Raw genomic sequence first — 12,525 nt, forward strand, 5'->3', positions numbered from 1 at the left:
GGCTTTTCTTCTACAAAATTGTACGGGCCGGTTCGTTCCCCAGCATTTGTTCAATTTTGTTTTGATCATTCAAAACAGCCACTTTCGGCTCATGGCTTGCCGCTTCTTGATCAGACATCATTTTGTAGGAGATGATAATAACCTTATCTCCTTCCTGAACAAGGCGCGCGGCTGCACCGTTTAAACAGATGACGCCGCTTCCGCGTTTACCAGGAATAATATACGTTTCCAGACGTGCTCCATTATTATTATTCACAATTTGCACTTTTTCATTAGGAAGCATCCCCACCGCATCAATGAGATCTTCATCAATTGTAATGCTTCCCACATAGTTCAGATTTGCTTCAGTAACGGTTGCCCTGTGCAGCTTGCCGCTCATCATCGTGCGATACATATTATATTCTCTCCATTTCTCGAATATCAATAATAATATTATCTATTAAACGCGCTTTTGAAAAAGCAACTGCAACAGCCAGAATGATCTTTCCTTCTATGTTGTTCACAGGTTCAAGTTCCGGATAGGAATATAGCTCCACATAGTCAATGGTCCCGCTTGTCGTTTCAATGATTTCTTTCGCAGCTTTTATCACAGCTTCAGGGTCTCTTTCACCGGCTCTGATCAGTTCCGCACTTGTTTGAAGGGCCCGATATAGCTTAGGCGCTTCTTTTCTTTCCTCAGCTGTTAAGTATACATTGCGGGAGCTTTTGGCTAAGCCGTCTTCCTCTCTGACTGTATCAACAGCAACCAGTTCAATATTCATGAAGAAATCGCTGATTAAGCCATCAACAACTGCCACCTGCTGTGCATCCTTTAAACCGAAATAGGCGCGGGTCGGCTGCACAAGATTGAACAGCTTTGTCAATACAATTGCAACACCGTCAAAATGTCCTTCTCTTGAGCGTCCGCATAAAACGTCTGTGCGTCTTTCGACGTGAATCGTAACATTCTTTTCGCCGGGATACATATCATGAGCACTAGGCGTAAAGAGAATATCGACTCCGGCGTTTTCTGCAAGGGCCGCATCACGCTCAATATCTCGCGGATATGCCTCAAAATCCTCATGAGGGCCGAATTGCGCGGGATTCACAAAAATACTCATAACGACGGCGTCATTTTCTTGTCTTGCTTTGTCTGCAAGGGTTAAATGCCCTTCATGCAGAAAGCCCATCGTCGGTACAAATCCGATTGACTTCCCCTCTGACTGATATTGTCTTATGGCTTCTTTGAGCTGTGAAATATCTGTAATCTGTCTCATCTTATTTTCCTCCGTACAAGCCGTCCAGCACTGTCTGATTCATTTGAAAGGAATGCTTTTGTTCAGGGAAAGCACGCTGTCTTACATCCTGGACATATCCGCTGATTGCGGTTTCGATTGTTTCGTCAATTTGCGTATATTGCTTTACAAATTTAGGTGTTCTCTCTACACCGTGGCCGATAATATCATGATAAACGAGAACTTGTCCGTCCGCTTTCACACCGGCCCCGATTCCGATGACAGGTATGCTTAACATCTCTGCAATTTTGGCTGTGAGTTCTGCAGGGACACATTCCAGCACAAGCATCATGGCTCCCGCTTCTTCGCATTTTATACTGTCTTCTATTAATTTTTTAGCGCTTTGTTCATCTTTTCCCTGTACTTTATATCCGCCCAATACACCGACTGACTGCGGCGTGAGGCCTAAGTGACTGACTACCGGAATGCCCCCAAGCGTCAATGCGCGAATGGATTCAAATACGCCTTCTCCGCCCTCCAGCTTCAATGCGTCAGCCCCGCTTTCCTGAACGATAGCGGCTGCATTTTTTAGCGTATCCTCCTTGGACAGGTGATAAGACATAAATGGCATATCCGTTACGATAAATGTATGTGGCGCGCCCCTTTTAACGGCTTTCGTATGATGGATCATGTCTTGAACTGTCACGCCGACAGTTGAATCAAGGCCAAGGACGACCATTCCGAGTGAATCACCGACTAAAATCATGTCAACTCCCGCTTGTTCAGCAAGCTTAGCTGCCGGATAATCATAAGCGGTCAGCATCACAATCGGTTCTTCAGTCTCCTTCATTTTTAGAAAATCGAGCTTTGTTTTCATGTTTTCTCCTCCTCATGTTTAGAGGAGATGAGCTGCCGATTTCTTATACAAGCCAAAAAACCTTCCGTTACACGAGAAGGATTCTTCACTTTCTAAAGTTCGGCGAGTTTCATCCCTCTGTCCCAGTCCTTTTTGGATCAAGGCAGACTGCTGCAATGTCTATCTATTTTTATAATAGGTGCAGTTCGCAGGCGATACTGCCCAATGGAAGTATATCAAAATCAACGGGCTTCTACCAACACATTAACCCAATTCTATATCGGCAGAATAGATTTTTTTAATGCCTTCCGTCGTTTCTAGAAGGAGGACGCCTTCATCATCAATACCTAACGCCTTCCCGTAAAAGGTTCCGTTTAACGTTCTTGCTCTCATATGTGTGCCGATTCCCAGCGCATAGCTTTCCCATAAAAGCTTAATCGGCGTAAAACCGTGTGTCATATAATCACGGTACCGTTTTTCGAAGGAAAGCAAGATATGCTGGATGACACCGGCCCGGTCAATTTTTTTTCCGGCGGATTGGCTGAGGCTTGTCGCGATGTCCTTCAATTCATCCGGAAAATCGGCTGGCTGCTGGTTCACGTTAATGCCGATCCCGATGATGACCGAACGCACGCGGTCTTCCTCAGCCTGCATTTCTGTTAAGATGCCGACAGTTTTTTTTCCGTTAATCAAAATATCATTAGGCCATTTTATATCCGTTTGGATGCCTGCTGCCTCTTCTATCCCTTGCACAACGGCTACTGCGGCTAACAGTGTGAGCTGCGGTGTTTTTTGGAGCGGAGTATCAGGCCGCAAAATCAGGCTCATCCAAACACCGTTTCCCTCTTGTGAATGCCATACCCTTGACATTCTCCCCCTGCCGGCTGTTTGTTTGTCAGCCACTACAAGAGTGCCCTCCGGTGCGTTATTATTCGCAAACTCATGCGCCGTTTTTTGCGTGCTTGCTAGAACGTCATGATAAATAAGATGCTGGCCCATCACTTCCGTTTTCAGACCGAAGCGAATTTCACTTTCACTGAGTTTCCCGGGCTTTTTGATGAGTCGATATCCTTTTCTTGTAACAGCTTCAACTTCATAGCCCTCTTTTCGAAGCTCTTCAATATGCTTCCACACAGCAGTCCTGGAACAGCCAAGGACATCACTGATTTTTTGGCCTGAAATAAATTCATTTCCTGCTTGAGAAAATAATTCAATAAGGTCTTTTCTTAATGTTGACCGCATGTCTTCAGCCACTCCTCTATGTGTTTCTTTTGATTGGAGAGCTTTCCTGTTACAACCGCCTGCTCGATCCGCTGTAATTCTTCCGACACCCATTTTCCGGCAGGCCGGTTTCGCAGCGCAAGCAAATCCTTACCTGTGAAATCAAGATCCTTAAGGCTTTTTATCGGCAGCCTTTGATAAGTGTCTTGAATGGCTTTCAATTTTTCGTTATCAAGTTTTTCGTTTTGCCGAAGCTGCGATATTTTGGCGGCTGAAAGAAGTGCTTTTTCCCCAGCCTTGTACATTGACATAGCGTTAAGGCGCTCGCCATATGTGTGCGCAATGTGAATGGCTTCCTTCATCACTTTCCCTGGAAGCTTCCAGGCTTTCAGGAAAAGCGGGGCATCTTTCCAGGCTATATCAAGGTCAATTAAAAGCGCAGCCCAGAGTTCCTCACGGGATGTTAAAGAGTAAAACGGAAACTGACTCGCTTCAATCAGATTCTCTCTTTTATGATATAGACCAGGCAGTTCCTCATACAGCCCCGTTTGAACAAGTGTCTGAATCGCCGGGCGGGATGCACTTCCCTGCAACAGCTTCTCGAACTCTACTGTTTTTCGTTCGACTGAAATATGGGACAGCAGTGTTTTTTCCTTCGTGATCGCTTCTTCTGTATCAGGTGAAAGTGTGAAGCCGAGTTGGCTCATAAAACGTACAGCTCTCAGCATACGAAGCGCATCCTCTTGAAACCTGTCCTCAGGCTTTCCGACGGTTCGAATCAGTTTCTGATCAATATCTTTTTTGCCGCCAAAATAATCGAGCACCTTCGCTTCCGCTGTCATGGCCATCGCATTAATCGTCAAATCCCTGCGTTTTAAATCCTCTTCTAAAGATGTGATAAATTGCACATCTGACGGCCTTCTATAATCTTCATACTCTGATTCGGTCCGGAATGTCGTGACTTCATAGGTTTCATCTTCCCAGAGCACAATAATGGTTCCGTGCTCTTTTCCTACATCAACGGTCCGCAGAAACAGCCGTTCTACTTGATCCGGTGCCGCATCGGTTGCGATATCGACATCCCCGATCTTTCGTCCCATATAACTGTCTCGTACTGCGCCTCCGACAAAATAAGCTTGGTGCCCCGCTTCGATTAAGGTGCGCAGCACGGGAAGCGCTTTGATAAAAACTTGTTCCATATGATCACTCCGGTTCTGCTAAATCGGCATAAATCTGTTCATACTGGCTGACAATTTTTTGTGAGGAAAATTCATTTTTCAGCATCTCCATTGCCGCCTTTGTAAAACGGGTGCTTAGCTGTTCATCCTCTAAAATTCGCAGCGCGCAGGCTGTTGCGGCTGCAACATCGCCGACATCTACCAAAAATCCGCCCACATTGTTCTTAATAACCTCCGGAATGCCGCCAATGTTCGTTCCGATACAAGGCACCCCGCAAGCCATCGCTTCAAGCAGCACAAGGCCGAAGCTTTCTTTTTCAGACAGCAGCAGTTTCAGGTCGCTAATAGAATAAAGCTCCTCAACACGGTCTTGATTTCCAAGCATTAAGACTTGGTTTTCCAATCCATATTTTCTGACAAGCTCACAGGCCGTCGACTTCTCCGGTCCATCCCCGACTAAAAGCAGCTTCGCTTTCGTTTTGCCGGCGATATTCCGGAACACACGGATGACATCCTGTACACGTTTGACCTTTCTGAAGTTGGACACATGGATGACGACTTTTTCGTCTGGTAAAATACCATGTTTCTCTTTAATCACCGCTGTGTTTTTCTTCAGATATACGCGCTCGTCTATAAAGTTATAAATCGTTTCTATTTTTTTCTCCGGCTTAATTAAATCGTACGTTTCGGCTGCAAGCGCTGAGGAGACAGCTGTCACCCTGTCTGATGCCTCAATGGCAAAACGGATAAGATCTTTTAGAGACGGATCATAGCCAAGCACCGTAATATCCGTGCCGTGCAAAGTTGTCACAATGCCGATATTGCGTTTCAGCATCTGCTTTGCAAGATAGGCGCAAACCGCATGCGGCAAAGCGTAGTGAGCATGGATAATGTCTAAATTCTCCCGTTCCGCCACCTCGGCGATTTTGCTTGCCAATGTCAAATCATACGGTGGGTACTTAAAAACAGCATATTGATTAACCTCAACCTCATGAAAATGAATATTAGGGTGATATGTATTCAATCTAAACGGAATGCTTGACGTAATAAAATGGATTTCATGTCCTTTTTCAGCAAGCTGCTTCCCCAGTTCTGTCGCAATGATCCCTGAGCCTCCGACGCTCGGATAGCATGTGATCCCTATTTTCAGTTTTTTCATTGTTCGCCCCCAAGCACATCATGATCGAGCATCAGCATCCGTTTTGAAAAGAAACCTTCCGCATACCCCACACCCGCTTCTTTACCGTAAAGCTTTTCTCTCGCTTCAACGATCTCGATATAGCCATTGGTCAGAGGCGTTGAAACGGAATCCTCAGACGGCATAAACTGGCTTTTGTAGGCATTAAGGCTCTGTTTCTTGGCCTCTATTGTATCCGAAATATCAATGACAAAATCAGGCTGATGAAAACCATTTATCATATAGTAGTAAACCTTGCTTACTTTATGTGCGGGAAGGCTTTTTTCGTCTTTATATTTGTGGATTCCTGCGGAAAAGATTGCTTCTTCCACCAGTGCAGCGGCATTGCCGTGATCCGGATGGCGATCCTTTTTATATGGCATAAAGACCGCTTTGGGCCGGCAGGTTCTGATCACACTGACAATCGCCCGAATGGCCTGGTCACTCATCATCAGGCCGCGGTCTGGAAGCGTTAGTTGCATTCTTTTTTCTGCACCTAATATACGGGCTGCTTCAGCTGCTTCCTCCTTCCGCAAACTGACCGTTCCGTTTGAAGAGAGTTCCGCTTCAGTCAAATCGCATATCATTACTTTTTTTCCCTGTTTGACAAACTTTGCGATTGTGCCGCCCATTCCAATCTCGACATCATCACTGTGGGCGCCAAAAGCAAGAACGTCAGCATTATACATTCGGCTCTTCTCCCCTTAGAAGATTGCGGAATTCGAAAACACCTTCATCAAGTGTGCGGACTAGAATCTCTGCAGTACCCATATTAGTGGCGAGCGGAATAGAATACACGTCGCATAACCGGATTAATGCCGAGACATCCGGTTCATGCGGCTGCGCGGTCAGCGGGTCGCGCAAAAAGATGACAAGGTCGAGTGCGTTGGCCGCAATCAATGCTCCGATTTGCTGGTCTCCCCCTAAAGGACCGGATTGAAAACGTTCAATTTGAAGTCCTGTCGCCTCTTGAATTTTCAACCCTGTTGTGCCGGTTGCGTATAGGTCGTGATGCCTCAAAATATTGCGATAAGCAGTCGTAAATTGAACCATATCCTGTTTTTTCTTGTCATGCGCGATTAAAGCAATTTTCATCATTTATCCCCCTGTCTAATCCATGATATTTTCTAATCCGTACACAAGCTGGTCAATCTTCATGACTTGTTCGACTGACAGTTTAACCCCTGACATAAAAGAAGCGCGGTTATAGGAATCGTGGCGGATCTGAAGCGTTTGGCCATCCATGCCGAACATGACTTCCTGATGTGCGACCAGCCCCGGAAGACGGACACTGTGCAAGCGGATACCGTTTTGCTCCGCTCCTCTGGCTCCAGGGAGAATTTCTTTTTCATCAGGGTGTCCTTGCTGTTTTTCTTTACGGACTTCTGAAATCATTTCCGCTGTTTTAAGCGCCGTTCCGCTTGGCGCGTCAAGCTTCTGGTCATGATGAAGCTCAATAATCTCAACATCCTCAAAGTAGTTGGCAGCCATTTTCGAAAATTTCATCATCAACACCGCACCAAGTGCGAAGTTTGGAGCAATGATGGCTCCGATTCCCTTCTCTTCTGTTAGAGCCATGAGTTCTTTTACATCATCTTCTGAGAAACCGGTTGTTCCGACAACCGGGCGAATTCCGTACTCTAACGCCATTTTTGTATGTACTTTCCCGATTTCAGGCGTTGTTAAATCAATTAAGACATCCGGCTGTGTTTGTGTAAAGCAGGCATGGATATCTGTGTAAATGAGAGCATCTGACTCAACAGACATCACATCAGATAATTTTTGCTGGTCGTATGTATGATCTATGGCCCCGACAAGGTCAAAATGAGGTGTGCGTTCCGCCAATTTAACAGCTTCCTGCCCCATTCTTCCACGCGGTCCTGCAATGACAACTTTAATTGTTTCGTTTGACATCTTGATCTCCTCTACTTTCCTTCTTCTATTCTAGTCCAGCGATCTTTATCTCTCGTATTAAATTTATGCATGACTCGGTCGTGGGCTTCTTCTAATGAAATATCAAGTGAGTTGGCTAAACAAACCAACACAAACAGTACGTCGCCCATTTCCTCTTCCATGCTTTTATCATCTTCAGTCGCTTTTTTTGGTTTTTCTCCATAACGATGATTGACTTCTCTGGCAAGCTCGCCCAGTTCTTCGGTCAGCCTCGCCATCATGGCAAGCGGGCTGAAATATCCTTCTTTAAATTGGCCGATGTAACGGTCTACTTCAGCCTGTATGTCCTTCATTGTTTTCTCACTCACTGCACGAAACCTCCTATCATCCTCTTACATGTTAGCTAATTCAGATACGTTTGACAAATGTTTAAGCACGTTTGCTGTTTTCTTTTTCATCCACTATAATATAAACGCTATCCAATGGAAGGAAAAGGGGTTTTGTGTGATGCTTGGAGAAATTAGATTAAAAAACATATTTTTCATTTTAATCGGAGCGGCAATTTTTTCATTCGGCTTGGTTCATTTCAATATGCAGAACAATTTAGCTGAGGGCGGTTTTACAGGTATTACGCTTTTGCTATATGCCCTTTTCCATATCAGCCCCTCTATCTCGAACTTGGTTTTGAATATCCCGATCTTTTTTATCGGCTGGCGTTTGCTCGGCAAAACAATGTTTGTTTATACCCTTGTCGGGACTGTCGCCTTATCTCTGTTTCTCAGTATTTTTCAGCGATATGAAATACATATGCCACTTCAGCATGATTTAGCGCTCGCTGCTTTATTTGCCGGTGTGTTTATCGGAGCCGGATTAGGAATGATATTTAAGTTTGGCGGTACGACAGGCGGAGTTGATATCATCGCCCGATTGGTCAATAAGTATTTTGGGATTCCGATGGGCAGAACGATGTTTGCTTTTGATGCCTGTGTCATCATTTTGTCTTTGCTTACTTATCTCTCCTATAAAGAAGCGATGTATACCCTAGTGGCCGTTTTTGTAGCGGCAAGACTCATTGATTTTATACAGGAAGGCGGATACACCGCTAAAGGCGCTACGATCATCTCAGCGAAAAACGATCTGATTCAAAAAAAGATTCTTGAAGAAATGGAACGAGGCGTCACCATTTTGAAAGGACAGGGTTCCTATACAAAAGAGGACATAGATGTTCTGTACTGTGTGGTGCCGAAAAACGAATTGGTGATGCTGAAAAGTGTCATTAACTCCGTTGACCCTCATGCCTTTGTGGCGGTAAGCGATGTTCATGATGTGCTCGGAGAAGGATTTACGCTTGATGAAAATAAAAATCCGCTTCCTCGTTGATATTTGATCAAAAAAAGGCGGCAGCAGCCGCCCCTCATATTACTTAGGGTAGTCCCGTTTTTTCAGCTTGTTTTTCTCGGCTCTGTACTTTCTGTAGCCGACATAGGTGAGAGCAGTAATAATGATACTGCCGGTCGTGATGATCACCCATAACAAGGACGGATCAGCATCATCCTCCTCAACCCTGTCAAATACGTTTTTTAGATCATGCTGAAGAAGGGATAGCCGTTCAAGCTTCGTACTCTCGGTCATCTGCTGAAATTCCTCTTGCTCAATGACATCTATATGTTTTCCCACTGTTTCAAGCTGATCCTCTGATACATCGATTGTTAGGCTGGGATAAATCAAATCATATAAACTGATAAATTCATTCCACTTTTCATGAAAGCTCGTACGCTCATTGCTTTGAACATCCTGCTTCAGTTCAGCAAAGGCTTCCATAATCGGTTTTTCCAACGAGCCCCAAAGCGGATCAGATCGATTCTCAACCGCATCCATCAGCATTCTGAATTGTGCGGCTGCCCTGAGTTTTTGAATATCTGATGTATCGGTCCGCTTTAAGCTCCGCAGCATATCGTTATAGCCCAGTGTGATTTGACGGATTTGGGCTCCGGTTAGCATGGGGTCTTGCTGTTTTTTTTCAGCGGATTTTAATGTTTTTTCGAAATAAGCAAGGACTTGCAGGGCCTCTTCATATTTTGACTGGCGGGTCATTTGAAAGACCGTATCGGATAAATCATTTAATTCTTCGAGACTTCCCCGCTCTGCAGCCTTGGCATTTCCATTATAAAAAATAAGAGCAAGCAACAAACAGATCGTCAGCTTTCGTTTCATGCAGGTCCCTCCCACTCTCTCTCCTTACAGATTATGAAGAAAGGGACAAGGATAGACCAACATTGTCTTTACATCAGCTCAAGCTTTCTTTGCTTTTTCGAAACCACTAAAAAGTAAGCCAGCCCGATTGAGAAGATGCTCAGCCAAAATGTTCCGTATCCTATATCTGTCATATAATCAGAAAGCATAGAGTATTGAGGCATCATGTCAAATAAGTAATCAATGACATCGTTATGCAGCGTCCAGACTGCAGCAATTGCAAGATGCCAAAAAGAAAAGCGATAATACGGGCTGTACAACACGCCCTGGACTGCCATAGCAAAATGCGAGGCAATCAGCATATAACCCTCCCACGGCAAGTCACCTGTTACAGCCAGTACAAGAAGATTCATCGCGACCGCCCATAGGCCGTACTTGACGAGGGTGACTAGCGCAAGCGCCTCAAAGAGCGGGGCGTTCCGTTTCATGATAAAGGCGAGCAGCACAAACAGAAAGAAAAACGTTGCCGTCGGACTGTCCGGAACAAAAATCAAGAAACGGGCCGGTGTTTCCATAAGCTGCGGCAAGTACCAATAGTACCCGTAAACCGTCCCCAGAAAATTAATGGCTAAGACAAGAATCAGCAGCGGTCGCTGTCCTAATACATATTGAAACCATTTCACATCATATCAACTCTCAGTCTGTAAAAAATAATGTGTCCATATAAAAAAGCTGACGCCCGGTCAGCTTCTGATAGTAAAAGTATATCCTTCCATTTGACAATTCACAATATGTTATTTAGCGGTTGTTTCCGAAATGAATTTCGCAAGTTCTTCGAGCTGCTTATCATTCCCTTTAAACACACCCGCCGGCATTTGGCCTTTCCCATCAACAGCGATTTTTTTGATTTCTTCCGGTTTCAGTCCAGTGTCCACCAATGAAGGCCCGGCCGCTCCCCCTTGAAGGTTATCCCCATGGCAAGAAATACAGCCTTGCTCCTTAAAAATCTTATATCCTTCTGCATTGGTGTCAATGTCGGCTTCTTTTGTGATTTTTCCCTGTTCTTCGGCCTTGGCCCAGTCATGAGTCGCGACTGACTGCCATGTCAAAAATATAGCAGCAGAAATGGCCAGAAGCATCATACCGACAGCAACAGGACGTTTCCATGGCCTTCTTTCCGTTCCTCTGTCAAGAAATGGCGCCAAAAGCAAGGCGCCGAAAGCGAGTCCCGGCATAATCATGGCGCCGACCACTGTAAAGCTCCCGGCGGCGTATTCATATTTCAACAGCTGGTATAAGAAAAGAAAATACCAATCCGGCAGCGGAATATAACCCGTATCAGTCGGGTCCGCCATCCGCTCCAAAGGCGGCTGATGCACAATTGTCAAAACAAGAAAACCGATGAGAAAGACAGCTCCAACCATCCATTCCTTCAACAAGAAATTTGGCCAGAAAGCCTCTGTTTTACCGGGATACTCCGAATAATCCTTCGGTATATTCGGTTTTTTTTCAGCCGGTATCCTTGAATCGCCTACAAATTTCATCCCTTTACCCCGGTGCATGTCATCCCCTCCCTTTTATTCGCAGATCAACAGTTTAAAGCGGTCCTGAAATCCCCTGCTTCCGGATCATAATAAAGTGTGCGGCCATCAGCCCGAACAATGCGGCAGGAAGAAAGAATACATGGATCGCAAAAAACCTAGTCAGCGTTTGGGCGCCTACAATATCCGGGTGCCCCGCAAGGAGTGTTTTGACCTGCGTCCCGATCAAAGGCGTGGCTTCAGCGATCTGCAGCCCGACTTTTGTTGCAAACAAAGCCTTCATGTCCCACGGAAGCAAATAGCCTGTAAAGCCAAGTCCGAGCATGACAAAAAAGATCAGCACACCGACAATCCAGTTCAGCTCGCGCGGCTTTTTATAAGCCCCTTGGAAAAAGACCCTCAGTGTATGTAAAAACATCATCACAATGACAAGACTCGCACCCCAGTGGTGCATTCCCCTGACAATCTGGCCGAATGCCACTTCATTTTGCAAATAATATACCGATTCCCAGGCATTTTTAATATCAGGCACATAGTACATGGTTAAAAACATTCCAGATAACACTTGGATAACGGTTACAAAAAACGTCAGTCCCCCAAAGCAATACACAAACGCAGAGAAATGATGGGCGGGATTCACATGTTCCGGTACTTCGTGATCAGCAATATCCCTCCACATCGGTGTAATATCAAGCCGCTCATCTACCCAGTCATAAATTTTGTTCAGCATGTCACCCTTCCCCCTTAGGCTTTGCTTTTCCAAGATACAGGAAGCCGTCTTTTACTTCTTGCTCATAATGATCAAGAGGCGCAAGCGGCGGCGTGCCCGGGACATTGGTGCCGTCCTTTTCATAGAGTCCGTAATGGCATGGACAAAAGAATTTATTCGGATTTTTAGGATCGCTATTCCAGTTCACCGTACATCCTAAATGTTTACAAATCGGCGATAGCGCTACAATTTCGTCCCCGTTTTTAAAGACCCAGGCTGATCTTGACTCTTCTGACTCATACCAGGCATCGACTTGATTAATTTTGAAATCAAAACGCTGCGGCTCTTTTGTCAGCTCATCTACGCTGACAACCTGAACCATGTCTTGCTTTCCTGTCGATTTTAATACCGGGTCGAGTGCAAAGCGAACCATAGGCATGAGCATACTAGCCGCCATAAAACCCCCTACGCCCGTAAGCGTATAATTTAAAAATTGACGTCTGGATATATCATGTTTTCCGCCCATCTTTTCTCCCCCCTCTA

General features: G+C 45.2%; 16 protein-coding genes. 1 reads left to right on the top strand and 15 read right to left on the bottom strand.

The window, feature by feature from the left end:
• Window positions 1-10: 10 nt before the first annotated feature.
• From panD to M1D98_RS10815, 10 genes are all read right to left on the bottom strand, one after another.
• Entirely contained in the window at window positions 11-394 is a 384-nt protein-coding gene (gene panD, locus M1D98_RS10770; protein WP_003225586.1) for an aspartate 1-decarboxylase, read from the bottom strand.
• A 1-nt stretch (window position 395) separates the two neighbouring features.
• On the bottom strand, window positions 396-1,256 hold the full coding sequence (panC, locus tag M1D98_RS10775; protein WP_010330538.1) for a pantoate--beta-alanine ligase: 861 nt from the start codon (window positions 1,254-1,256) through the stop codon (window positions 396-398).
• A 1-nt stretch (window position 1,257) separates the two neighbouring features.
• On the bottom strand, window positions 1,258-2,091 hold the full coding sequence (panB, locus tag M1D98_RS10780) for a 3-methyl-2-oxobutanoate hydroxymethyltransferase (protein WP_121642786.1): 834 nt from the start codon (window positions 2,089-2,091) through the stop codon (window positions 1,258-1,260).
• Between the two features lie 243 nt (window positions 2,092-2,334).
• Window positions 2,335-3,312 (bottom strand): biotin--[acetyl-CoA-carboxylase] ligase, encoded by a 978-nt coding sequence (locus M1D98_RS10785; RefSeq protein ID WP_456279591.1) that lies wholly within the window; start codon window positions 3,310-3,312, stop codon window positions 2,335-2,337.
• Window positions 3,297-4,490 carry a CCA tRNA nucleotidyltransferase gene (locus tag M1D98_RS10790; protein ID WP_435576576.1) on the bottom strand — a complete coding sequence of 398 codons (1,194 nt, stop codon included), beginning with the start codon at window positions 4,488-4,490 and terminating at the stop codon, window positions 3,297-3,299. Before M1D98_RS10790 ends, M1D98_RS10785 begins: the two co-directional genes overlap by 16 nt.
• 4 nt (window positions 4,491-4,494) lie before the next feature.
• A complete protein-coding gene (gene bshA, locus M1D98_RS10795) occupies window positions 4,495-5,628 on the bottom strand; it encodes an N-acetyl-alpha-D-glucosaminyl L-malate synthase BshA (RefSeq protein ID WP_268532544.1) in 1,134 nt (377 codons plus the stop codon).
• Window positions 5,625-6,335: a bacillithiol biosynthesis deacetylase BshB1 gene (gene bshB1, locus M1D98_RS10800; RefSeq protein ID WP_010330533.1), complete on the bottom strand. Its 711-nt coding sequence runs from the start codon at window positions 6,333-6,335 to the stop codon at window positions 5,625-5,627. The genes bshA and bshB1 overlap by 4 nt, the downstream gene beginning before the upstream one ends.
• Window positions 6,328-6,741, bottom strand: a complete 414-nt coding sequence (gene mgsA, locus M1D98_RS10805) for a methylglyoxal synthase (RefSeq protein WP_010330532.1) — start codon at window positions 6,739-6,741, stop codon at window positions 6,328-6,330. Before mgsA ends, bshB1 begins: the two co-directional genes overlap by 8 nt.
• 15 nt (window positions 6,742-6,756) lie before the next feature.
• Window positions 6,757-7,560 (bottom strand): 4-hydroxy-tetrahydrodipicolinate reductase, encoded by an 804-nt coding sequence (gene dapB, locus M1D98_RS10810; protein WP_435576575.1) that lies wholly within the window; start codon window positions 7,558-7,560, stop codon window positions 6,757-6,759.
• An 11-nt stretch (window positions 7,561-7,571) separates the two neighbouring features.
• Complete coding sequence (locus tag M1D98_RS10815) at window positions 7,572-7,907, bottom strand: nucleotide pyrophosphohydrolase (RefSeq protein ID WP_010330530.1); 336 nt, start codon at window positions 7,905-7,907, stop codon at window positions 7,572-7,574.
• A gap of 139 nt (window positions 7,908-8,046) precedes the next feature.
• Between M1D98_RS10815 and M1D98_RS10820 the strand changes: the two genes are divergently transcribed.
• Entirely contained in the window at window positions 8,047-8,919 is an 873-nt protein-coding gene (locus tag M1D98_RS10820) for a YitT family protein (RefSeq protein WP_121642789.1), read from the top strand.
• A gap of 39 nt (window positions 8,920-8,958) precedes the next feature.
• Here M1D98_RS10820 and ypjB read toward each other — a convergent pair whose 3' ends face one another.
• From ypjB to M1D98_RS10845, 5 genes are all read right to left on the bottom strand, one after another.
• The gene (gene ypjB / locus M1D98_RS10825; RefSeq protein WP_121642790.1) at window positions 8,959-9,753 is read right to left on the bottom strand and encodes a sporulation protein YpjB; all 795 of its coding nucleotides are present in this window, start codon (window positions 9,751-9,753) and stop codon (window positions 8,959-8,961) included.
• Between the two features lie 68 nt (window positions 9,754-9,821).
• On the bottom strand, window positions 9,822-10,415 hold the full coding sequence (lhaT, locus tag M1D98_RS10830) for a lipoprotein heptaprenylglyceryl N-acetyltransferase LhaT (protein ID WP_010330527.1): 594 nt from the start codon (window positions 10,413-10,415) through the stop codon (window positions 9,822-9,824).
• A 111-nt stretch (window positions 10,416-10,526) separates the two neighbouring features.
• On the bottom strand, window positions 10,527-11,294 hold the full coding sequence (locus M1D98_RS10835) for a menaquinol-cytochrome c reductase cytochrome b/c subunit (RefSeq protein WP_268537636.1): 768 nt from the start codon (window positions 11,292-11,294) through the stop codon (window positions 10,527-10,529).
• 34 nt (window positions 11,295-11,328) lie between these two features.
• On the bottom strand, window positions 11,329-12,003 hold the full coding sequence (qcrB, locus tag M1D98_RS10840; protein ID WP_003225560.1) for a menaquinol-cytochrome c reductase cytochrome b subunit: 675 nt from the start codon (window positions 12,001-12,003) through the stop codon (window positions 11,329-11,331).
• A 1-nt stretch (window position 12,004) separates the two neighbouring features.
• Entirely contained in the window at window positions 12,005-12,508 is a 504-nt protein-coding gene (locus tag M1D98_RS10845) for a ubiquinol-cytochrome c reductase iron-sulfur subunit (protein WP_003230627.1), read from the bottom strand.
• Between the last annotated feature and the right edge of the window lie 17 nt (window positions 12,509-12,525).

Source organism: Bacillus sp. K7 (genome assembly GCF_053903245.1).

Coding starts and splice junctions, on each gene's coding strand:
- panB (WP_121642786.1), bottom strand. CDS start 2,091: ATGAAAACAAAGCTCGATTTTCTAAAAATGAAGGAGACTGAAGAACCG.
- panC (WP_010330538.1), bottom strand. CDS start 1,256: ATGAGACAGATTACAGATATTTCACAGCTCAAAGAAGCCATAAGACAA.
- ypjB (WP_121642790.1), bottom strand. CDS start 9,753: ATGAAACGAAAGCTGACGATCTGTTTGTTGCTTGCTCTTATTTTTTAT.
- M1D98_RS10820 (WP_121642789.1), top strand. CDS start 8,047: ATGCTTGGAGAAATTAGATTAAAAAACATATTTTTCATTTTAATCGGA.
- dapB (WP_435576575.1), bottom strand. CDS start 7,560: ATGTCAAACGAAACAATTAAAGTTGTCATTGCAGGACCGCGTGGAAGA.
- mgsA (WP_010330532.1), bottom strand. CDS start 6,741: ATGAAAATTGCTTTAATCGCGCATGACAAGAAAAAACAGGATATGGTT.
- M1D98_RS10835 (WP_268537636.1), bottom strand. CDS start 11,294: ATGCACCGGGGTAAAGGGATGAAATTTGTAGGCGATTCAAGGATACCG.
- panD (WP_003225586.1), bottom strand. CDS start 394: ATGTATCGCACGATGATGAGCGGCAAGCTGCACAGGGCAACCGTTACT.
- M1D98_RS10790 (WP_435576576.1), bottom strand. CDS start 4,490: ATGGAACAAGTTTTTATCAAAGCGCTTCCCGTGCTGCGCACCTTAATC.
- qcrB (WP_003225560.1), bottom strand. CDS start 12,003: ATGCTGAACAAAATTTATGACTGGGTAGATGAGCGGCTTGATATTACA.
- bshA (WP_268532544.1), bottom strand. CDS start 5,628: ATGAAAAAACTGAAAATAGGGATCACATGCTATCCGAGCGTCGGAGGC.
- M1D98_RS10845 (WP_003230627.1), bottom strand. CDS start 12,508: ATGGGCGGAAAACATGATATATCCAGACGTCAATTTTTAAATTATACG.
- bshB1 (WP_010330533.1), bottom strand. CDS start 6,335: ATGTATAATGCTGACGTTCTTGCTTTTGGCGCCCACAGTGATGATGTC.
- M1D98_RS10785 (WP_456279591.1), bottom strand. CDS start 3,312: ATGCGGTCAACATTAAGAAAAGACCTTATTGAATTATTTTCTCAAGCA.